General features: G+C 47.9%; 20 protein-coding genes. 7 read left to right on the plus strand and 13 right to left on the minus strand.

From position 1 onward, the window contains the following. Positions 1-391: 391 nt before the first annotated feature. The 7 genes from OXN25_09310 to OXN25_09340 all read left to right on the plus strand — a co-directional run bounded on the left by OXN25_09310 (position 392) and on the right by OXN25_09340 (position 9,241). Entirely contained in the window at positions 392-955 is a 564-nt protein-coding gene (locus OXN25_09310; protein ID MDE0425053.1) for a hypothetical protein, read from the plus strand. Positions 956-1,140: 185 nt separating this feature from the next. Continuing rightward, a complete protein-coding gene (locus tag OXN25_09315; protein ID MDE0425054.1) occupies positions 1,141-3,732 on the plus strand; it encodes a PEP-utilizing enzyme in 2,592 nt (863 codons plus the stop codon). A gap of 14 nt (positions 3,733-3,746) precedes the next feature. Next, positions 3,747-4,814 (plus strand): VWA domain-containing protein, encoded by a 1,068-nt coding sequence (locus OXN25_09320; GenBank protein MDE0425055.1) that lies wholly within the window; start codon positions 3,747-3,749, stop codon positions 4,812-4,814. Between the two features lie 45 nt (positions 4,815-4,859). Beyond that, positions 4,860-5,627: a sugar phosphate isomerase/epimerase gene (locus OXN25_09325; protein MDE0425056.1), complete on the plus strand. Its 768-nt coding sequence runs from the start codon at positions 4,860-4,862 to the stop codon at positions 5,625-5,627. Positions 5,628-5,663: 36 nt separating this feature from the next. Beyond that, complete coding sequence (locus OXN25_09330; GenBank protein ID MDE0425057.1) at positions 5,664-7,019, plus strand: hypothetical protein; 1,356 nt, start codon at positions 5,664-5,666, stop codon at positions 7,017-7,019. A 5-nt stretch (positions 7,020-7,024) separates the two neighbouring features. Further along, positions 7,025-8,290: a sulfatase-like hydrolase/transferase gene (locus OXN25_09335; GenBank protein ID MDE0425058.1), complete on the plus strand. Its 1,266-nt coding sequence runs from the start codon at positions 7,025-7,027 to the stop codon at positions 8,288-8,290. Positions 8,291-8,431: 141 nt separating this feature from the next. Continuing rightward, positions 8,432-9,241: a hypothetical protein gene (locus tag OXN25_09340; GenBank protein ID MDE0425059.1), complete on the plus strand. Its 810-nt coding sequence runs from the start codon at positions 8,432-8,434 to the stop codon at positions 9,239-9,241. A 17-nt stretch (positions 9,242-9,258) separates the two neighbouring features. On the opposite strand, the gene OXN25_09345 is transcribed toward OXN25_09340, so the two are convergent. The 13 genes from OXN25_09345 to OXN25_09405 all read right to left on the minus strand — a co-directional run bounded on the left by OXN25_09345 (position 9,259) and on the right by OXN25_09405 (position 21,294). Beyond that, complete coding sequence (locus tag OXN25_09345) at positions 9,259-9,558, minus strand: hypothetical protein (protein MDE0425060.1); 300 nt, start codon at positions 9,556-9,558, stop codon at positions 9,259-9,261. Positions 9,559-9,567: 9 nt separating this feature from the next. Then, entirely contained in the window at positions 9,568-10,053 is a 486-nt protein-coding gene (locus OXN25_09350) for a metallophosphoesterase (GenBank protein MDE0425061.1), read from the minus strand. 90 nt (positions 10,054-10,143) lie between these two features. Then, positions 10,144-11,418 carry a sulfite oxidase gene (locus OXN25_09355; protein MDE0425062.1) on the minus strand — a complete coding sequence of 425 codons (1,275 nt, stop codon included), beginning with the start codon at positions 11,416-11,418 and terminating at the stop codon, positions 10,144-10,146. A gap of 312 nt (positions 11,419-11,730) precedes the next feature. Further along, entirely contained in the window at positions 11,731-12,093 is a 363-nt protein-coding gene (locus tag OXN25_09360; GenBank protein MDE0425063.1) for a hypothetical protein, read from the minus strand. 284 nt (positions 12,094-12,377) lie between these two features. After that, entirely contained in the window at positions 12,378-13,220 is an 843-nt protein-coding gene (locus OXN25_09365) for a PmoA family protein (GenBank protein MDE0425064.1), read from the minus strand. 24 nt (positions 13,221-13,244) lie between these two features. Beyond that, entirely contained in the window at positions 13,245-14,042 is a 798-nt protein-coding gene (locus OXN25_09370; protein MDE0425065.1) for a HEPN domain-containing protein, read from the minus strand. Positions 14,043-14,125: 83 nt separating this feature from the next. Next, on the minus strand, positions 14,126-14,389 hold the full coding sequence (locus OXN25_09375) for a hypothetical protein (GenBank protein ID MDE0425066.1): 264 nt from the start codon (positions 14,387-14,389) through the stop codon (positions 14,126-14,128). Then, positions 14,386-14,616 (minus strand): hypothetical protein, encoded by a 231-nt coding sequence (locus tag OXN25_09380; GenBank protein ID MDE0425067.1) that lies wholly within the window; start codon positions 14,614-14,616, stop codon positions 14,386-14,388. The genes OXN25_09375 and OXN25_09380 overlap by 4 nt, the downstream gene beginning before the upstream one ends. Positions 14,617-14,634: 18 nt before the next feature. Continuing rightward, positions 14,635-15,459, minus strand: coding sequence for a TIM barrel protein (locus OXN25_09385; protein MDE0425068.1), 825 nt, complete (start codon positions 15,457-15,459; stop codon positions 14,635-14,637). 29 nt (positions 15,460-15,488) lie between these two features. Continuing rightward, positions 15,489-16,619 (minus strand): N-6 DNA methylase, encoded by a 1,131-nt coding sequence (locus OXN25_09390; protein MDE0425069.1) that lies wholly within the window; start codon positions 16,617-16,619, stop codon positions 15,489-15,491. Between the two features lie 18 nt (positions 16,620-16,637). Further along, the gene (locus OXN25_09395) at positions 16,638-17,354 is read right to left on the minus strand and encodes an alpha/beta fold hydrolase (protein MDE0425070.1); all 717 of its coding nucleotides are present in this window, start codon (positions 17,352-17,354) and stop codon (positions 16,638-16,640) included. 294 nt (positions 17,355-17,648) lie between these two features. After that, entirely contained in the window at positions 17,649-18,761 is a 1,113-nt protein-coding gene (locus tag OXN25_09400) for an RNA-guided endonuclease TnpB family protein (GenBank protein MDE0425071.1), read from the minus strand. A 235-nt stretch (positions 18,762-18,996) separates the two neighbouring features. After that, on the minus strand, positions 18,997-21,294 hold the full coding sequence (locus OXN25_09405) for a xanthine dehydrogenase family protein molybdopterin-binding subunit (protein MDE0425072.1): 2,298 nt from the start codon (positions 21,292-21,294) through the stop codon (positions 18,997-18,999). Positions 21,295-21,313 lie beyond the last annotated feature (19 nt).

The raw sequence follows: 21,313 nt of genomic DNA on the forward strand, positions 1-21,313 counted from the left end.
ATCATTCTCAAGCAGGTCCAAATCAGGGCTATTTATGGTAAACTTTAGAAGTAATTGGACACTCTACACCGGCGAGGTTAGAAACCTTGAAGAAACACCCCAGCAAAAACCCTACCAGGGGAGGGTCAAAGGTCTATTTATTTTTCACGTTTACCATAGTTTTAGGCTTTTTGCGCCTCTGGAGCGGAAAGTCGCGAGCGGGAGCTCGCTCCTACAAGAAGAACTGAATGATCGTGAGGCCAAATACTTTTGCGTTAATCGGCAGATGCTGCTATACTATTTTTCCAATGCTTCTGCCTGTCCTACAAGGCTGTTTATCGTAGATTTTAAGATAAAAAAATTAGACATTACCACCGGTGAGGTTAGGAAACCTCATTAGAAAGGAATTATTATGTTTGTAAATAGTCAAAGGTTTTTCTTACTGGTTATCGGATTGCTGTTTTGTATGCTCGGATGTAACCGCGATCGCGATAATGTGCTAATACCTGACCATATTTCACCACCTACAGAAGTCCACGAAACTGTTGATGCTGAGTTTTCCTTTGAACAGAACCTTTTGCCTATCCTCACGGCGAGATGTGCGCTTGCTGGATGTCACGTTGCTGATGGCCCTCACGGTTTAGATTTCAGGACCTACGAATCCTTCATAGCGGGTGGAGAACATCCTGCATTCATCGCTGGAAATGCTGAAGAGAGTGAAGTTGTTGAACAAATTGTTTCAGGTAATATGCCTCCTGGGGGGCCACCACTGACGGATGCCGAGATTCAACTTTTTGTTGATTGGATTAATCAGCAAGAGGCACATGGTGATACTATCCTGCCTGACGATGGTCATGATGTCCACGATCACATGGTTGATGATCATGACGACGATGACGATAATCACAATAATCACAATAATCACAATAATCACAATAATCACGATAATCATGCTGACGATAACGATGATAACTAACAGCAATTCCAATATCTTCGTTATTTCAGAATATTGTAGAGGTTGGTTTCATACCAGCCTCTATGCTTTAAACCCACCTTCTTTCTCTTCTCTAACAAGCAATCCCAAACGTATTTGCATTCAGCAGATAGATGCTGCTATACTATCTTCAATCGCTTCTACCCTTCGCAGACCAATCTGGACTTATGCAATTTATCAAACATTTCTCAGAAATTAATGATGGCGATCTTTCGCGTGTCGGTGGAAAAGGTCTAAATCTTGGCAAGTTGACACGGGCTGGATTTCGGGTGCCGCAAGGTTTTTGTGTTACGACGGATGCCTATCTCTTTTCGGTTCAGAGTCTGTCGGGACAGAATGCAGACAACATTAAAGACCTTATGTTGGCACCAGAACTTGTTTCAGAAATCCGTGCAGCGCATAAAAAGCTCCAAACAGCCACGGTCGCTGTACGTTCCAGTGCGACCGCTGAGGATTTAGCAGAGGCGAGTTTCGCCGGGCAGCAGGACACGTTTTTGAATGTCCAGTCTGATGAATTGTTAGATGCTCTCAAGGCGTGCTGGGCATCGCTCTGGTCGGAACGGGCTATCGCCTATCGAGAAGCACAAGGCATTGTGGATGATGGATTGGCAATGGCGGTTGTAATTCAGGAGATGTGTAATTCGGATGTCTCTGGTGTGCTTTTCACTGTGAGTCCCTTTAATCAAAGTATCTCTGTTATTGAATCGAATTGGGGACTGGGTGAATCGGTTGTATCGGGTGCTATCACGCCTGATAGTTTTCAGGTATCACGAGAGACAGGCGAGATTTTGGAAAAGACGATTGCTACAAAACGGGAAATGGTAACCGCTGCGGGTGTCAACGCAGTATCTGCTGCGCAGCAGGATGTTCCGAGTTTGACGGACGCGGAATTGAAAGAACTTACGGCACTCGGTTTAGGCATCGAAAATCACTACGGACAGCCGATGGATATTGAGTGGGCACTGGCGGATGGGGAGTTTATCCTGTTGCAGGCGCGCCACATTACGACATCAGTTAACCAGGGAATGGAAGCGAGGAAGACTGGAAGGAGGGACACCCAATCTTCCGCCCTTCCGCCCTTCCAGCCAAGTGCTGAAAGTCAGGAGCCGAGAGTCGAGAAACTCCGTCACGAAGAGATCCAACGGTTGAAGGCATGTATTGATAAACAGGGTAGTGTCTGGTGTCATTATAACATCGCTGAAGTGTTGCCTGCACCGCTGCCGATGACCTGGTCGATTATTAGCAAATTTATGTCGGGTGTAGGTGGATTAGGTGAGGCGTACCGAAGTCTTGGATTTTATCCGAGCGCGCGGGTAGATAGCGAGGGGATCCTGGACTTAATCTGCGGACGCATTTACGTTAATTTGAACCGAGAAGCGGAACTCCACTTTGAGGGTTTCCCGTTTGCACACGACTTTAACGCTTTAAAGCAGAACCCACAGCAGGCGATGTATGCGCAAGCGGCACCTGATATTACCCGAAGCCGTGCGTCGTTTTGGCTGAAACTCCCGCTCCACATCGTCCGTATGAGTAAAGCAGAGATGCGGCTAAGACAGTGCCGATCCGATTTTGACCAAATTCTGACAGCAGAAGTATTCCCAGCGTTCCGGTCAGAAGTTGAGGTGGCGCGCGATATTTCATATTCGGATTTATCGGATGCGGAATTAGTCGAGAAATTTCAGACATGGTGCATCAAAACATTGGACGACTTCGCGCCGAAGGCACTCACTGCCACGCTTCTTGCGGGGTTTTCGCTCCAAAGATTAGAGGCAGCACTCCAGAAATGTATGGATGAAGCAGGAACAAAATCCATTGTAAGCAGGCTTATCAGCGGACTTTCTGGCAACCTTACTGTCGAAACCAATGAGAAACTACAGGAGATAGCGGCTGGCGATTTAGTACTTAGCGACTTCCTGAAAGATTATGGGCATCGCGCAGTCAACGAGTTTGAGTTAGCAGCACCGCGTTGGCGTGAAGATACGACCTATCTCGAACAGGTCCTCTCTTCACTGATTGCTGAGAGTGAAGTGCAGCGGAACGACCCGACTGCTGACCGCTACTCGGCAGAAGCGGAACTCATCGAGTTGGTAAAAAGCAAAGGTAGTTTACGAAAACAGATTGAGAGTGAATTGGATTTCACAAGACGTTACATGCCTTTCAGGGAGACAGCAAAATTTTATCTCATGCTCGGCTACGAACAGATGCGACGCGCCTTGCTCGAATTGGATTGTCGTTATGGACTTGATGGTGGTATTTTCTACTTGGTACCAGATGAATTACAACACCTGATTGATGGGAAGGAAACTTTTAGTGATGTTATCGCCAAACGTAAGATGGAACGAGACCTTATGCTACAGATTGAGGTGCCGGATGTTATTTTCAGTGACGCCTTGGAACAGATCGGTGCGCCGATGGTAATCGAGGCAGCGGAAACATACAGGGGTGTAGGCGTTTCCGCCGGCATCGCGTCGGGCAAAGCACGTGTGCTTCTGAAGCCGTCGGAGTCGCGCCTATCCGACCGAGATTATATTCTGGTCTGTCCATCAACGGATCCAGCGTGGACACCGCTTTTCCTACATGCAGCGGGACTGGTGATGGAGCGTGGTGGAATTTTGTCGCACGGTGCAGTCGTTGCAAGAGAGTATGGTGTTCCTGCTGTTGCGAATATCCCGAATGCAACTCGGCATATCACTGATGGACAGATGCTCCAAATTGATGGAAATACAGGAACGGTCTCAATTTTAACCGAAACGTTGTAGCGGAGAGATCCAATATGCTGCTCGAAACCTATTCATACACACGCCAACAAAAACGCAGGAAAACTCAGAAAGCGTTTCTGCTTTCGTTGATTCTGCATGCTATTACGATAACGATCATGGGTCTTGGTTATATTCGGTGGTATCGTCCGCAGCTGCCTTCGGAACCGCTCGTTTCGGAAGCGATTTCGGTAACCGCCCTCCAACGTTTTCACATAAACAGTATGCGCAAGCGCACAATGCCGACTCGGCGTTCAACGCCTGTCAAGGCCTCACCGACCCCTAATCAAACTGTTGCCAAACTGGCGCGCGCAACCCCGGCACCCTATATGTCAATGTCGGTACCAAAAACGTCGGCGCGCTTACCGATGGCTGAAACGACTTTACAGGAACAAACAACAGAAACACCCTTGTGGAAAACGATTGCGACAGCACACGCGCAAGCTCCCACAATTGCGCCGAAACCTAAAACTGTGCAGGGTGAAAATAGAAGCCAAACGGAGGGAGATAGAAACAGTCCAGCACCCCCGATTGACAGAGATGGACAGATGGGGGAAGCACTCGAAGGCATTGCAGAAAGCGTTGCTGATGGGAAAAACGAGGAGGCGGTTGACATTGTTTTTCTCCTTGACATCAGTGGGAGTATGATAGATAATATCCGTGCAGTCGGTAGACAGCTGAATCGGATGGTAGAAGTCTTTGAAGAGAAGGGTATTGATTTCACACTCGGCATCGTTATCTTTAGGTATCTTGAAGACGATACAATTATCCATCCACAAACACGGGACAGTGAGAGGTACAAACGGTTGCTGACCTCACACGTTGTCGCTGCTGCAGGTGATGAACGGGCACACAACGCCATCATAAAAACAATTCGTCGTGTCAATTTCCGAGAAGGTGTGGAGCGTCGATTTGTTCTGGTTACCGATGAGGCGAGCAAAGGTTCTTATACACTACCGGAAGTCTTGAAGCAGTGTTTTCAGAATAATATCACCGTGGATGTCATCGGGATTAACCACACCACGCATAGAGCACTCACGACGAAAACTGGTGGACTTTGGTTTCCCATCCCAATACAACAATAACGATTAGCGGTCAGCGATCAGCGATCAGAAAGGAAAACTAAAAGAATGAAATGGTCATTGAACACCTATCAAATCTGCCAAGAATGGGAATTAGGACGGATACTTAACACCGCGGAGGCTACCGGCTATCACGGTGTCGAATTGTTAATGGATTACGAGCAGAAGCACGGCTTTGAGTGGGATACGCCAAGAGAAGCCTGGGACGGGTTAAAAGCACAAGTAGATGCGAGTGGCGTTGTTATCTCCTCACTCACAAGCTGCCAAAATTTCCACTCTGAAAACGCCGCTGACCGCGAGGAAACCGTCCGGCGCGTTACGCGCGTGATTGATATGGCAGAGTTCATGGACTGCGATCACGTTCGAGTCCTCGGGGACCGGTATACCGAAGAGAACCGTGATGCGATTGTCGGTTACGTCACAGAGGGACTGAAAACTTTGGGGACCTATGCCGGCGAGAAGGATATCACTGTCTCTATTGAGATGCACGGCTCTTTCACAGATCCAGATTCGGCGATGTCGGTCATAGAAGGTGTAAATCTTCCAAACGTCGGTTTTGTCTTCAACTCGCAATTCGTCGGTTGTGATGCGGGAAGTATTGAACCGCTTTTTTCACGTGTAGGGTCTCACATTACAGCAGTGCACACACATCGGGCAGAGGAACCAGAGACCTTCGAGCTCTACCGTCAGATGTTCCAGTGGCTGGATCGGATCGGTTTTTCAGGTTACATCTCCAACGAATGTGCGTATACGGGACCTGACCCGGAGAAGGTGCTTGCGCTCTACGTTGGACTCTTCAAAGCGTTTGTTTCTTAGAAGACTGAAAAATGAGGCATAATGTAGGGTGCCAACATGTCACAATCCGCACATCTTTATAAACGGGTCGCAATTCCAGAAGCGTTCCTAAACGAGACGGACGGAAGGACGTGGGGTGGCGATATCCGCATCGGCGATTTAACGAGTGATGGGACCGTTGATTTATTGGTGTACAAGTCGCTCGGCGGCATTCACCCGTGTTTCCTCGGTGCATTCACACTCGAAGGTGAACCTATCTGGTCGCTTGGTGATAAGCACCTCGAAATCAGAGACGCAGATGTGAAGGACACATCGCTAACAACTCTCTCGCCTGACCGACCGGGTCCTGTTGCTATTCACGACATTGATGCAGATGGACAAGCAGAGGTTATCTGTTTCTGGGTAGATCCAGACGCTTCTGAGGTGAGTAAGTGGGATTTGTCGGCAATTCGTTTGATGATTTTAGACGGTGCTACGGGTGCTGTTAAACACACGCTCGCGCCGGAAGCGTTGTGCCGGTGTAATGCGTACGCTGAAGGTGAACTTCATATTCCTAATTATGTCCATCAACGATTGATGATTGCCAACTTCTCTGGCAACGCGCGCCCTCAAGATTTCGTGGTGAAGGTCGGCGTGGACGTGCTTGCGTTTAATCACAAACTGGAGCTGCTCTGGCAATACACGGATAAGTGGTTTCGCTATCCAGAGCATTCCGCATATATTCCGGCAGTTGGCGATTTTAATGGCGATGGACTTGATGAAGTTAACGGTGGTAATTTTGGGATCGCTGCCGACGGCGCGGTGCTCTGGAATCGCTACTTCGGCGCGAACATGGACTCGGTCTTAGTTTCGGAGTGGGATGGCACTAAGCGCGCTATCCTTTCTGGTGGTGGACAGGTCGTTGATGCTGAAGGGAGTCCATTGCTTTCACTCGGTTTTGATACTGTTCCACACGGGCAAGAGATCCGATGCGGTAAATTGCTGTCAGATATATCCGCGAACGCCTTGGTTATTCGCTATAACGGCCACCACCCAGATCTGATGGTGGTAGACAACGATGGACAGATTAGAAATCGGTTTCGCGTTGATGAAACGCCGAACAATACAGGCTTAGAGGTTATCCGCTGGCGCGGTGGGGAAACCACTGAATTGATTTACAGTCCCGCTGCGCTCTACGATAGTGCTGGCAACAAGGTCGTCACATTTCCTGAACTGCCCCCGCCTACTGGCGGCAAGATGGGGTGGTATCACTGCTTCCCTGCGGATGTCTGTAGCGACGAACGTGATGAGGTTATCCTTTACGATCCTTATAGCGATGCCGTCTATATCTATACGTCTACGCCTTTTCAACCCGACCTGTTTGGCGGGTATCAGCACACCGAACGACAATACAACACACGCCTAATGGATTAGGAAAAATGACAACACCTCCTGTCAATAAGTTTTTGCTTATCTCAATTGATTGTTGGCGGTTTGATGCACTCAGTCGGACGAACTCGCTCTTTAACACCCCGAAGTTCGATCTGTTGACGCAGGACTTTTCGCTTGCTGAAAAGTTCTTCGTGCCGGCACCGGCGACGCGTCCATCTCATACTTCCTACTTTACCGGACTCTATGCGTTTGAACACGGTGTTTATGGGCAGACCTATCTCAAGATGTTCGAGGATATTCCAAATCTGTTTCAGGTATTTGACGATGCTGGCTACCATATTACGGGACGTTCCGAACGTCCAGAGGTGTTCCGATTCCTCGACTTTGAACCGTTTATCACAGCAATTGACCCGAATGCGGAAGCACAACATCTCGGTTCGCTTGAAGATTTGATGCGCCAGCTGAAGCAGCCCGCAAACGTGCCACAATTCTGCTTCCTGCACTTCTGGTACACGCACGGTGGCTACGGCATGAGCGGGATTCCGGGCGCGCCGAGTCTTAAGTGGCTCGTTGATAACGGTAGGATAGATGAGGCGTTGCGTATTTACTACGCCGCTGCGACGCATATATTGGAATTCAAGTTGGTTGAAATTCTCAAACAACTCCAACTCTCGGATTGGGCAGTCTTTATTTTCGGAGACCACGGCGAGGGTATCTGTAAGGAGATTACCGATCACGGTGGCACGCTTAATCAGAACGTGCTACACGTGCCACTATTGGCACATATTCCGGGTGTGTCAGACCTTGAATTCCCGAACCCACCGATTTCAGCGATAGATTTGTTTCCAACGATTACGAACCTTGCGGGTATTGATGTGGATTATCACGGATATGGGCAAGATTTACTTTCTCCATCGGAGATTGATGCAAACCGATTGGTTCTGTCGGAGTTGGACAGTCTCTACGGCATCGGGTTTCTGAGTAAAAACAATTTAGAGATGCCACACCATCGCGTGACCTCTCGGACAACGGTTGACAACGTAGAAATCAACAGGTATTCGGAAGGTGTGAGGCTCTGGTCACTCACAGACGGTGAATATCTCTATCGTGAAGATGAGGAGACGGGTGAGTTTGTGTATCGGGACGTGCTGAGCGGTGAAGACCTCACCTGCGAAGATCCAGACCGTTTCCGGGACGCTTACGACGACATCCTGATGAATTCCAACTATCAGCACTTGCAAGCGCGAGAATCTACGGCTGAGGAGACAGAGATTTTGGAAGGCAGGTTGCGGGATTTGGGGTACGTTGAATAAATTAGCGGTCAGCTAATCAACGGTATGAATGCCGTATGGCATTCCCCGAGCAGTCAGCAGTCAGCGGTTGGGAATCGGAGTTTTCTTCTACAAGCGAAAATTAATACGGTCCCGGATTTTAAGCACCTGCGGTGTTTTGTGATGAGACTTTTTGCACTCTTAATTGTCTGCTTTGCTATCATTGTCTTTGGCGGTTGTGCAAGATTCGGTTTAAAACCCGTCACTGCCAACCCGATTTCGCTTGCCGACATTGTCAATGATGTCGAAATAAACGGCACCCACTCAGTATACAAAGGACAGCAGGTCACGATTACCGCTGCTGGCAGAATCCATCCGAGTGCTGATGGGGACCCTGCGACGTTAGAAATATTTACCCACCACCATAACGTTTATTTTTTCATAAGGGACTCGGACGCTACGTCTGCGCTCAATCACTACTATTTGAACTACATGGAGAGTGATTTGGCAGGCATTCGGGGTCACACAACTTACACCTTCACACTTCTTATAAAAGACATCTCCGAAGACACAACCACATACGGAGAGCGTTTCTTCATTATTTGGGCGGACGTCCCTGAACACACCGTCAAGGCTGATATTGAAGTCATTGATACGACACTTGAACAGATCGTGGCTGGTGATCAAAGGTATGCAGGAAAAACGGTGCGCCTTCAAGCGGCTGTTTTACTTGATAGACTCAATGAGATGCTGGGGATTCAAGCGGGTGTAGACCCGGAATTGGTAAAGACTTATTCGGGTACAATGATGCTTGCCACAGATAATAGAAATGTGACCTTTTGGATTGTAGATGATGTTGCAGGAGATGGGCTTTTTCCTTCAAACCTCGAAAAATACAAGAATCATCAGACGTATACGTTTACACTCTACGTTGAAAGAATCGTGACAGAAGGAGAATTGGTCGAGATTACGACGGGTATTGCTGACGATTAGTGCAACTGCAATGTTTCTCAATCCTGATTGACCGGAAAGACGCTTTCGCTTTCAGGTTTGAAAGGGTTGTTGTTTACTAACGGAATGCTCCCTTTCTTTTTTTCAACGAGCTCCCACTTGTCTGTTTTCCAGTGCTTTTCGTAGGCGTAGATGACATCAAGACCTTCAAACTCCAACCAGACGCATTTCGCCTGTAGGTGAATCTCGTCGCCTATGGAGGCAACAGCGTGTTCGTGGTTTTCAGACCAGATCAGGCATTTCTGTTTGAGTTTTCCTACCCCTGTGTCTGGTGGTGTGAATAGGTCGCTATATTTCATCACCTGTCTCTATAGTTCATGAATCGTTGCCTCAAGTGTTGCGAGATCCACAACGGCAACAGTTGCCTTTCCTGTCGTCCAACCGCCTGTTTCACCGGGATTGAGGAGTAGAGATTGACCCTTCTGGATATCTATCTGGTGGGTGTGCCCGTAGATAACAATATCGTAATCGCCGCTTTTAGCAATTGGGATAGCAAGTTCAGGATAGTGCATGACGGCAATTTTTTTGTCACCGAGGGAGACCTCCGCAAGATTCGGGTGTACCTCGCCGCCGATGGTTTCAAATCGTTTTGCGACGACCACGCGTTCGCCGTCATTGTTTCCAAAAACACCGACGACGCGGCAGTTTAAATCCCCTAACGGGTCAATCGCAAACGGTGCGATAAAATCACCGGCGTGGCCGACGAGGTCTACGCCGATTTCGTTGAACAATGCGACAGCGCGTTTGACGTTTGGGATATTGTCGTGGCTGTCAGACATAACACCGAGTTTCATATTTTTAAGTCCTTTCTATTCAGGGGACTATAGTAAATCCCATAATTACCTATACATTACTGAATGACCCTGACATATTTTTCGGATTTATTATATTGAGATAGGCACCCTGTGAATGACGTTTCCAAGGTAGCCTTTCGGATTCCACGGTTGTGTGAAGGGCTGTGCGGCACCTGTATCATCATAAGCGCGTGCCCAGATTTCATAATAGCCTCTGTTTGCAAAGGTGAGTTCGGTCTCCCAATGGGACCATGCGTATCTGTTTGACGGCGGAATCAACTCCGTTTCTTGCCACTGGATACCGAAGTCTGTGGAGATAAGCACTTTCTCAATTTGATTTTCTCCTGCCCAGGCGTGTCCACGGACCTTTATAGGCATACCTTCGCTGCGTTCAAGATAGGGTTCGGGCCGGGTGATGAGGGATTTAACCTGCCATGCTGTCGCAATCTGCATATCCTCGACCGGTGGTGTATCTCCGGGTGCTATCGGGTAAGTCGGAATGCGATAGGCATATCCACTCATTTTCTCGGAATCGTGAACCGTATCCCTTACCCAAATACGGTTGAGCCATTTTTGCATCGCACTACCGATCCATCCGGGAACGATTAACCTCGCTGGAAACCCGTGTGCTGCGGGCAACACCTCTCCATTTATTTTAAGTGCGATGAGCGTGTGCTCGTCCATCGCTTTTTCAATCGGAATTCCACGTGAGAAAGGCTCACTGCCGTCATCGGGGACATCTTCCCCGTAGTTTCCGGTATAGATGGCACTCGGCTTTAAACCGGCGGCTTGCAAGACATCGCGTAAACGGACACCCGTCCATTCACTACAGGCGACGGCACCGCGTTGCCAAGGTGTACCGCTGACCTCTGGCGAGAACAGGCTTCTCCCGTTGCCTGCGCATTCTAACACCACTTCCATGGTGACCTGCGGAAAATTCAATAAGTCGTCCATTGACAGCGCAAGTGCTTTATGGACTTCGCCGTCTATGATCAGTTTCCAGCCATGGAGATCTTTTTTTACGGCTCGTTCTGGTACCCCACTGTTATTACGGACGAAGTGTCGGTCAGTGGGGGTAACGTCGTCGTTGAGTAGGTGTGGGGCAAACTCACCGTTAAAAGGGTTTTCGGAATGGACGAGCATGCCGGGTTTTGGGAGTCCTGCTTCTTGGGCATCTAACAGGGCAACGGGCATGAGCCCTCTGCCCAGTAGTCCTTGATCGACGGCTTGGCAGCCTGCGCCGAACATTCCTAAACTGGCGAGTAATGCGCCTTTGCCTATCTTGGCAAGGAAGTCTCGCCTTGATGGGTTTGGGACAGTTTTAAGGCTATTTGTAAAGTTGAGTTCATACCTCATTTTTTGCATTAAAGGTTTAGATTCTCATAATTCGCACCGATGCGACTGTACCAATTTAATCTGGTGGATCCAAAAGTTTTGATTGGTTGACAGGAAATTGGAATCCATACCTCTTAACTATCAATTTAAGCGTGCCTGCAACCCATTTTTCAGCGTGTGGTGATACAATTACTTCACTATTTTCATCAATCAGCGTTTTAACATTGATTTCAAAAGATTTGCCGAATTCATAAGGATCATCATGTAAAAATGGTTCAACATCAATGATCGCACGTACTTCGTGTTCATACTTAAAAGGTGTTCTCTTATAGAAATAATGTGTCAGTCTCTACTGCCATGAAAATCTTTGAATGCATCACGGGTTTTCATGGCTATAGATTCAATAGTTCCAAGATCAAGAGTCATCATATCAGTCTTTTCAAATTTAGTCTTAACACTTTTGGACATCATGGCATATATGAACTTATGAGATCTGAACCAATCATCTATATTATCCATATCAGGAATTTCAGTTTCTACCACCCTCATTCTCACCTTGTATTTATCAAGCGTCATAGGGAGGTCAGTCAGTAGTGTGGACTGATAGCATATAGATTTGATGTCCACTAATGGCCAATCTATGTCAAAGCCTTTTGATTCTTTTATCAAAACTTCTTTAAATTTCTCCTCAAACTTAACTTCCATGGTTACCTCTCCTGTATATGGCAAAAGAGTAAACTTTAAATTTGTATGTATCCCCAGACTTTCCGTGAAAAAGTTCTGATTCTTTCTTATCATTCCTGTCTGGCTTTCCCAGTTCCAGTTTTTTTAGTTGTCTGTGAAGGTAGGAAGATGGCAGACACATCGTGCAATATGCTTTGCAGTGCTCCGTGAATGGTTTCAAATAGACTATCATATAAACGGGCAAAAATGCAAGGGTCAAGCAATAAACATACGCACAACCTAAAAGGTTATGCTACAACAATAACCTACGCAAATAATGCCGCGTCGGGTTGACCGCGATAGAGGACGACATTATACTGTAGTTTCAAGGTTTCGTCCGAGGCGAGGTGAAGCGGTTCGTAGTAAACGAGCGAGGGATGGATTAAGCAGTAGTTCTCATGGTTGCGGACCCACCACGTCGTTGGATAACGTGGATTATCGGGATGATCGACGATGGCAACGCCGTAGGTTTCGTTGTCACTGGGATGTTGGGAAGTGAAACTGCACCAACGGCTCTGTTTGCCGAAGATGTCCATCGGTTCGGTACGCCCATCGGCATCCAACAATTTACCGGGTGTGATGATATTATCGAATCGGATTGCCATGCCGCTGTAGAATCTGCCGTCTGCACCGGGTTCACCGCGTCGTAAATCTAAGACGACTTCACGTTGGTTCGGTTGAAGCGTTAAGGACACAGATATCCGCATTGTATCCGTTGTCGGTGGATAGACGGTTATCTGTCGCCGCTCTGTTAGATGTGTTGTGCCTTGCCAATCTATCCATGCGTTTTCTGTTGTTAGACTCGCGCTCTCGGCATCCGCGCTCTGTGCAACAATCCGCTGATGGACGATTTTGCCGAATCCAGTTGGATCGCTACCGGGTCCCGGTTGTTCCCAAAAGTTGACTTCGTTCACCTTTTTCCACGCGACCCATAGCCCTTGGTGATGTACGTGGTCGCCGGGTTCGTTCATTGTGAGCGGTGGCGCGCCGGGCAGGTTTAAGGGGTGGCAGAACGGACGGTTGCCGTCTTCTGGGAAGTTATAACCGAGGACGTGTTGTCCGTCCCAAGCAACTGTTAAACTGTTTTGTGTGTGTGATAATGAAAACATATCTTTATCTCTAAGGTTAAGAAATCATAGGTCTTTCTCTATATGATAACCGTGTTCTGCGAGCGCGGTAGATACAGATGTCCAGATGGATCGTGCTTGTTCAACAGCCTCGGTCGCCTCTGCTTTGGTGGCTCCTTGTATGTCCTCTGGATAACGGGCTTCAACTGCCCATCGGGTCAAATCCGAGAGGTCTGGATGCGTGGTTTTGAGTTGCCAACTCTCAGGCAACAAATCCCGTAGAACATTCAAATTATGTGTTCTCCGAAAATCGATCTGTAAGAAAATTAATGCTGCTTTTAACGCCTTTTCAGCAGCTTGTTGCGCGTGCCAACAGGATTGGCGAGGCGGTACGTGTAATTGCCTTAAAAGGGTTTCAGCAGTTATCAAGTCTTCTTCTGCATGGCGGAGCCAGCGGGCGGTGTCTGCGAGTCTATCGGCTGTTTGCATAGAAGACTTTACCTCCGCGTTGGATACGCCGCAACACTGATCCGATCCGCGTGCGGCTGCATTCAAATTCTTCCATAGGATTTTACCCTCTTGTTGAGCATACCGCAGCACCGATCCGATCCGCGTGCGGCTGCGTGCCAACTCTTCGGGCGTTGATACAAGGATGTCCTTTGCCACAGGCACATCAGAGAGCGCACGCCCAATGTCAATGGCGGTTTTCCGTTTATCCGTGAGTTCTGCGAAAACCACGAGGAGATCTATGTCGCTACCCCGATCTGCGTCGCCCCGTGCTTGTGAACCGAAGAGGATAATCTGGAGTGGGTCAAACTCACGTACAATGCGGTCTGTCATGATTGAAATAAAATCGCTATTCATTGCCCGCTCCTTTTATTTGCGTTTTTTGGAAAACACAAATCGGAAAATTTCCGGTTTTGTGATTGTCATTGAATAGGTTAACATCATCCAAAAAAGCGTTCATAATCATCATGGTGCCCTATCCAGAACCATGTTACCGTATCATCATTTAGGATGCCAACTGCCCGATAACCCTGAGTGATCCTTACAGACCAAATATTTTCTCTGTTATTAATACATTTGAAACGTAAAGATCTGTGAAAAGGGTTAGAAATCCATAAGCGATAAGCCTTCTTGGTTTGACTTCTGAGTGTTTCATCAAGAGTTTGATAAGCTCGCCAGAACGAAGGCAGTGTTACCGATTTCATAACCGATCCAAATCCATTGGTTCAGCTTTTCCTGCAGCAATTTCCTTTTTAGCACGGCGGGCAGCCTCAATAAGTTGGTCTTGCGTATTGTTGAAGGAAATTTCCCAACGAAGTTCGTCCTGCAACTCCGCAATATACTCACGCAAATGTTCTACAACCTGATCTTGTAACGTTTCAGGTAGTGCCTCCATCATCTGGGTAATCGTGGTAACAGCGTTAGAAGCCATCTTTAGATCCTCCAAATCTTAGTTGAGGTATGGGTTGACGACCTCACGTTCCAGTGCCAAGCCTTCCCATTCATCGTCACCAGGTCCGTCGTAGATTAAGGTATGCGGTCCGGCAAAACCGGCTTTCTGGGTGAGTTCGAGGCATTGCACGTAATCTTCCTTGTCCATCTCTCGTGGTGCTGCGAAATGTGCTTTCGTGTGACACGATTCTGCCCGCGGCGCGATTGCAGCGAGGTTTTCGTATTTTGTATCACCGCGCCAGTTACCAAAGTCGAGACAGAGTCCCACTTTGTTGTCTAACCCGCCTAAAATGGTGTTAACATTTTCAGGCGTCGAGAAAATAGAGAACCAGTTTTCGCTCATCAATCGGATGCCTGCGGTGTCGGCGCGTTTGGTGAGTTGACTGAGAACATCACGGCTCTGTGCAAGTGTTTCTTCAGAGGGTTCTGCTTTTCCGCCGATGACACGTGCACAGCTTGCACCGAGTTCACCGGCAATGTCAATCCATTTTTCAATCCACGCGATATCGCGTTCCGCCTCCGATGCATGGGTGATGTCCCCATCGTCAATTAGCAGAGAGAAAAGTTCTACGTCCGCATCTGCGAGTGCGGTGCGGAGTTCGGAGAGGTAAGACTTCTCAACAGATGGGAGATGGAAGTGACAAATCTCTAAGGTGTGAATGCCGAATTCGGCAATGCGTGCGGGGAGTTCAAGAAGCGAAATGGGTCCTTTATTGTGAGTTTCGACGGGGATCTGCATATCGTGTCCGGGTCCGGTAAATCCGGGTTTCCCGAGCTGTCGATGCAAACTCCATGTTGAGACTGAGAGTCGAGGTGCTGACATAATTTAAATCCTCCAAGATCTGCGACTAATCAAATCTGATGTTCACCTAACAACAATTTGAAATAGGTATCTAATTCAGACGCTACCTGTTGCTTCTCTATCGGTTTTATCTGAAAATGCTTTTTCAGATAAGGATGATGTCTAATAGCATCACTGATAAAAAAAGGCTTATATTGTCTGAATAGGTCGTTATCTATAAGCACATCACAATTCCCGAAATAGAAAGGGAGTCTATGCAGATTCCGTTTGAACACATCTACATAGACATAGTAATCTAATTTTCGCTTGTCAAGGACAATTGTATTTGCGCTATAACTTTCAATAAAAGTCCGATTTCTTTTTAGCGCGTTGATGTCTCGCATTGTCCAAAAAAATAGAGAATCATTATATCTCGGTTGATTCTTTTTTTTTGGATATTTATCAAGATAACTTGTAATATAATCAAACTCATCAAGGCAAAAACCATTTTTACCCGTTACACGGAAACGAAAAGAACGGATAAAACTGTATGTCATCCCTTGCGCGTCTCTCTGGTAAAGCGCAAGGACAATTGGGAAAGGCGTGTGTTTCGTTGACTCAGGAAATTCGCCACTGCTGATGAGTAGACCGTCTATTAATTTGTAATTTGCAGTGAATTCCTTCAGCAGTCTAAAATTGGTAGGCTTAATTAAATAAGACAGTGGATGCAAGACACAAATAAGGTCTGCTTCAAGTTTATTGTAGGAACGGAGAAATGATATGCCTAAGTCGCGGCTTGCTATATCTTCATCAATATCAAAATTGACACTCTTGATACTGTGTCGAATCAGAGACGTTCTATCATTATAGGGTGGGTTCCCAACGACTATCAAGTGGGATTGCTCAGGGATACCGAATTTTACCCTTGATACATTGGATAGAGCGTTCGTTTGAAGGAACCGAACCTTCTTATTGTTCTCTCTTGCGACTTCAATTGCGGTTTCGTCAATATCAGAACCGATTGTGGTAGCCTGCCCACAATTTCTCAGAAAATCCCCGTATCCACACGCGGTATCAATGACAGTTGTTTGTGAATGCACATAAGGCGCGATTGTCTCCCACGCTACATTTACAATTTCAGCGGGAGTATAGTAGCTGCCCAAATTCACTCTGCTATCATATCCCAAGTGCGCTTGACTCATTTTTAGGGGAAACGTCTCCTATAAGTTCTCATTGATCCACGCCACAACTTTTTCGACCATAATCGCCGTGCCATCGTCAGAAAAGACGTGGTCTACGCCGGGGAGCTCAAGGAGATCCGTTTGTTCGTTGGCGTGCTGAAGGATGTCGTGGCTATCTTCGATTGGCACGATATCGTCTTCTGTGCCGTGAACGAGTAGCCATGGCACGTCAAAGTCACTTGCGCGTTTTGCGACGCTATCAATCGTTGTCATGTCATCTATATAGGCTTGTGAGAGCGGACAGTCGGGTTCGTCCCACATAAAACCTTCATTGGGGGTGGCATCGCCGAATTCACGTTCCGCAAACGCTTTGGTATGCACCATCCCGGCAAGCGAGACTAAGGCTCGGATGCGTTCATCAGTGGCAATTCGTAGCACGCCGACAGCACCCCCCATGCTATGTCCGACGTAGCAGACATTATATCCCTCAAGCGCGTCAATAACGCTACCGAGGTCTGCCACCTCTTTTGTGATAGTGGAATCCGTAAATGCGCCTTCTGATTCTCCGTTGCCAGAAAAAGAAAAACGCAATGCAGAGATACCCGCAGCCGCGAGACCTTCTGCTAAAGCGATAAGGGCGGGTCGATCTTTATTGCCGGTGACCCCATGTCCAATCACGACAACTCTGTTGCCCGCGCCTTTGTGAAAGGTATAATCGAGGCGTTCACCGTGTTCGTTTCTAATTTCACCAAACATTTTTTAATTTATGGCTCCTGGGGTAAAGAAACACCCCACGGAATGCCCGGGGAATGCCACACGGCATTCATACCGTTGACTTACGCGCATTCCGTGTTGATTCGCAAAAACCCCTCTACTTCGTTTCAGGCAGATTTTCAGTTAAGATTTTCCTGACAAACTCTAACAGAAAGTGGACTAATCTGCCAAAACAGCCCTCTGTCATAGGTACCCACACGCTAAAGCGTGGGGCTTGTGTTTCCTCGCAAACTGCGTTTTTCTCTAAGAGAAAAGTCGTCTTACGTCTGCTCCACTTTAGGCAGCCAAACCTGCCCGTTTGATATTCATAGCAGCGTTTACGTCTCTATCATGGTGAGACCCACATTCAGGACATATCCACTGCCTATCTGAAAGAGAGAGTGCTTTGTTATGGTATCCACAATCACTGATAGGTTTCGTTGTAGCCGTCCACCGACTGATTTGCACCAAGGTTTTATCGTGCTTTGCGCACTTCTTTTTCAGTATTTCAAGAAACTGGTAGAAGGCATGATCAGAGACCTTGCGTCCCCAAAGCCGTTTCATACCCTCAAGGTTCAGCGTCTCAAAGCAAAGCACGTCAAACTCTGTGCAAAGTTCGGTAGCAAGTTTCCATTGCCAATCCAAACGTTGTCTGCTAACTTTTCGATGCTGCCTTGCCAAAGCACGACACGCACGATACCAATTGCCCGAACCTTTGACTTTACGCGAAAGTGCCTTGTTCAGAGAACGCAACATCTTCAGCGATTGTTTGAGAAACTGCGGAGATGCTATTTTATCACCTGCGTCGCTGGTGAGGAAGGTTTTGTTTCCGTAATCAAACCCTGCACTCTTACCCGTCATGGGTTTGCGTTCGGAATCCTCAACAGCATCGCACGAAAAGCATATCCAATAGTCGCCGCACCTGTCGCGTTTGAGTGTGATCGTCTTGAGAGTTCCTATTATTTCGCGGTGTTTGTGGAAAGAAAACCACGTCCCTATACAGTTGATTTTGATACGATTGTCTTCAAGTCTGTAACCCGCTTGTGTGAAGGTCATAGAGTTGTATTTCTCACGCGGTTTGATTTTCGGTCTACCGACTTTACGTTTGGTTTTGCCTGCTTTGCGGTCTTTGATATTTTCAAGAAAAGCGTCTTGAGACTTGCCATAACGCAATACAACGTCTTGGACAACTTGACTCGGCAAGTCTGCCCAATGCGGTTGCGTCCGTTTTTTGAGCTTGGTAACGTGTGCTTTTATCCGGTAGACAGACAGGTTCTTGCCGAATATGCGGTGATACCGACGAGACAAACGCAGGATATGCACATGGATCCGCCACATATCGTCAAGCATATTGCCTATCTTGATAACGTTCGATTGAGACTGAAGTTTGTATTTATAGGATTTTCTCATGGATTATCAGGTATCAGGTGTTTATCCCCTACAGAGTGGGAAGCGGACACATAACCTTGCGGCTATGCTCTGTATGTCCGCTAACCTGATATGTTAATTATACAATATTTCCATCTTGTTTGTCAAGTTTTTTCTTGACACAACTATAGGCGGTGTCTACATCCCCGCCCTAAAGGACGGGGGTTTGACACCGAAGATTATGCTAACTTTGATCCCTCTCAAAACAGACACAGGATTAGTGTCCATTGCTTTTTAACGCCTCAATCACCCTCTCAGGTTTGATTGGCAATTCGGTAATCCGTACACCGACCGCATCTTTGACGGCATTTGCCATTGTTGCCAACGTCGGCGTGATTGGCGGTTCACCCACACCTTTGGCACCATAAGGACCGTTGGGTGCAGGCACTTCAACAATAACAGATTCCACTGTCGGGAGGTCTGCCGAGGTCGGGACGCGGTAATCGACGAAACCCGGATTAATATTGCCGTCATCGCCATACTGCATCTCTTCCATCATTGCCCATGCGTAACCCTGTACCGTTCCGCCCTCAATTTGTCCTTCAACAGCCATCGGATTGATAGCGAAACCGACATCCTGCGAAGCGACAAGCTTGAGAACTCGGGTTCTACCGGTATCGGGATCTACCTCAACTTTGGCAATCTGCGCAGCGAGTGCGGGTGTGCTGGGTTGGCGTGCAAAGGAGCCTTTTCCGACGATGGGACCACCCGTTGTGGAGAGGCTATACGCAGCGAGTTCACCCAACGAGATAGACTTCGGCGGATCGGCACTCACAACATGAACAGCACCATCTCTGAGTTCGAGGTTGTCAACATTCATGTTGAGCCGTTCCGATGCGAGTTCGAGAACGCGCTGGTGCGCATCTTCAGCGGCTAATTTGGCAGTGTTCCCCATCGTGAAGGTGACAACACTTCCACCTGAACCCGTTGAATAGGGTGCGGAATCCGTATCACCGCGCCGAATTGTGACGCTCTCATAAGGCACAGTCAGGATTTCAGCGATAATCTGTGAAATCGCCGTATCTGTTCCCGTGATGTCCATAGAGCCGTGGAAGATACGGACACTTCCGTCCTCGTGAACAGAGACATAGACCCCGCCGGGTCCACATCCATTCGTCCAATCCCCAACAGCAACGCCCCAACCCTGGTTCTCACTGGCTTCCCGATTCCACCATCCGGCGGCATCAGCAACAGCTTGTAAAGTCTCTTTGTAACCGACTTTCGGTTCACTTGCACCTGCTGGAACGGGATCCCCTTCTTCGCGCATGTTCATCAGACGGAATTCCACGGGATCCATACCGATGCGTTCAGCAATTTCGTCGAGTTGGGATTCACCAGCAAAAATGGCTTGTGGTGCGCCGGGTGCCCTGTACGCAGCGGTACCCGATTTGTTGGTGTGAACACCGTAAGCGTCTACCTTGAGATTGGGAATCTTGTAGACCCCACGGACGCGGATTGTGCTACCGATAGATGCCCCAGAGACGGATCCGGAATCCCAAAAAGCGAGTGCCTGCCGTGCGACGATATGTCCGTCCTTGGTTGCCCCCGTTTTCAGTTTGATAACACAACCGGGTGCCGGTCTGCCATCCGTGAATTCCTCTTCACGTGTCATCTGCACACGAACCGGACGCCCGGTTTTTTGTGAAAGCAATACGGCTGGGACGTGCGTAATGATAACCCCGAAACGTCCACCAAAACCGCCGCCCATTGTTGTTCCGATGACGTTAATCTGTGTCAACGGAATGCCCAACGTTCCGGCAATACCGGAACGGATGGCGAAGGGGCCTTGGGTCGATGCCCAGACGGTGATTTTACCAGACGAATCAGCACTCGCGACGGAGACATGCGGTTCCATGTAGGTCTGATGGACACGCGGAATCACATAAGTATCTTCAACAACGACATCGGATTCAGCAAACCCTTTTTCAATATCGCCAGCCTCGGAATGGCTTTCAGCAGAAATGTTGTAGTAGACCTCATCCGGATAGTTGTCTAATTCCGACTCAAGTTTACTGATTTCGTCGCTGTGGTCGTTCTCTTTATCACGAGAAAGTCTTCGGATTTGTGTGGCAATCTCCCGTCGGTTGGGTCCATCCTTTGTGTCATCGCCGTGCAGGCGTGGCGCCGAGGGTTGAATTGCTTCCATAACGTCCTGAACAACGGGTAGCACTTCATAGTCAATCTTAATGAGTTCAGCGGCTTCCTCAGCAATATCAGGATCCGTTGCAGCGACAGCAGCGAGAGGTTCACCGAGATACAACACTTTATCAGTTGCGAAAACTCTACGACCACTCGGCACATCGTCTTGCGTAATAATCGCCTTAACTCCTGGGAGTTTTTCGGCTTCGGTGGTGTCAATACCACGTATATTCGCGTGCGCATGTTTGCTACGGACGATTTTCCCGTAGAGCATCCCCGGCGGATGCACATCTGCGCCGTATTGGGCGGCACCCGTCACTTTTTCGACGGCATCAACGCGTGCCACTGTTTGTCCAACGACAGTATGTTTTGACATCTAATTCTCCTTTCTTATT

This window comes from Candidatus Poribacteria bacterium (assembly GCA_028820845.1).
Lineage (GTDB): Bacteria > Poribacteria > WGA-4E > WGA-4E > WGA-3G > WGA-3G.

Bases quoted from the DNA above. Each gene is read 5' to 3' on its own strand.
- OXN25_09335 (MDE0425058.1), top strand. From the start codon at position 7,025: ATGACAACACCTCCTGTCAATAAGTTTTTGCTTATCTCAATTGATTGT.
- OXN25_09325 (MDE0425056.1), top strand. From the start codon at position 4,860: ATGAAATGGTCATTGAACACCTATCAAATCTGCCAAGAATGGGAATTA.
- OXN25_09375 (MDE0425066.1), bottom strand. From the start codon at position 14,389: ATGAAATCGGTAACACTGCCTTCGTTCTGGCGAGCTTATCAAACTCTT.
- OXN25_09370 (MDE0425065.1), bottom strand. From the start codon at position 14,042: ATGAATAGCGATTTTATTTCAATCATGACAGACCGCATTGTACGTGAG.
- OXN25_09400 (MDE0425071.1), bottom strand. From the start codon at position 18,761: ATGAGAAAATCCTATAAATACAAACTTCAGTCTCAATCGAACGTTATC.
- OXN25_09315 (MDE0425054.1), top strand. From the start codon at position 1,141: ATGCAATTTATCAAACATTTCTCAGAAATTAATGATGGCGATCTTTCG.
- OXN25_09395 (MDE0425070.1), bottom strand. From the start codon at position 17,354: ATGTTTGGTGAAATTAGAAACGAACACGGTGAACGCCTCGATTATACC.
- OXN25_09360 (MDE0425063.1), bottom strand. From the start codon at position 12,093: ATGGAAGTTAAGTTTGAGGAGAAATTTAAAGAAGTTTTGATAAAAGAA.
- OXN25_09405 (MDE0425072.1), bottom strand. From the start codon at position 21,294: ATGTCAAAACATACTGTCGTTGGACAAACAGTGGCACGCGTTGATGCC.
- OXN25_09385 (MDE0425068.1), bottom strand. From the start codon at position 15,459: ATGTCAGCACCTCGACTCTCAGTCTCAACATGGAGTTTGCATCGACAG.
- OXN25_09330 (MDE0425057.1), top strand. From the start codon at position 5,664: ATGTCACAATCCGCACATCTTTATAAACGGGTCGCAATTCCAGAAGCG.
- OXN25_09340 (MDE0425059.1), top strand. From the start codon at position 8,432: ATGAGACTTTTTGCACTCTTAATTGTCTGCTTTGCTATCATTGTCTTT.
- OXN25_09365 (MDE0425064.1), bottom strand. From the start codon at position 13,220: ATGTTTTCATTATCACACACACAAAACAGTTTAACAGTTGCTTGGGAC.
- OXN25_09350 (MDE0425061.1), bottom strand. From the start codon at position 10,053: ATGAAACTCGGTGTTATGTCTGACAGCCACGACAATATCCCAAACGTC.
- OXN25_09310 (MDE0425053.1), top strand. From the start codon at position 392: ATGTTTGTAAATAGTCAAAGGTTTTTCTTACTGGTTATCGGATTGCTG.
- OXN25_09355 (MDE0425062.1), bottom strand. From the start codon at position 11,418: ATGCAAAAAATGAGGTATGAACTCAACTTTACAAATAGCCTTAAAACT.
- OXN25_09390 (MDE0425069.1), bottom strand. From the start codon at position 16,619: ATGAGTCAAGCGCACTTGGGATATGATAGCAGAGTGAATTTGGGCAGC.
- OXN25_09320 (MDE0425055.1), top strand. From the start codon at position 3,747: ATGCTGCTCGAAACCTATTCATACACACGCCAACAAAAACGCAGGAAA.
- OXN25_09380 (MDE0425067.1), bottom strand. From the start codon at position 14,616: ATGGCTTCTAACGCTGTTACCACGATTACCCAGATGATGGAGGCACTA.
- OXN25_09345 (MDE0425060.1), bottom strand. From the start codon at position 9,558: ATGAAATATAGCGACCTATTCACACCACCAGACACAGGGGTAGGAAAA.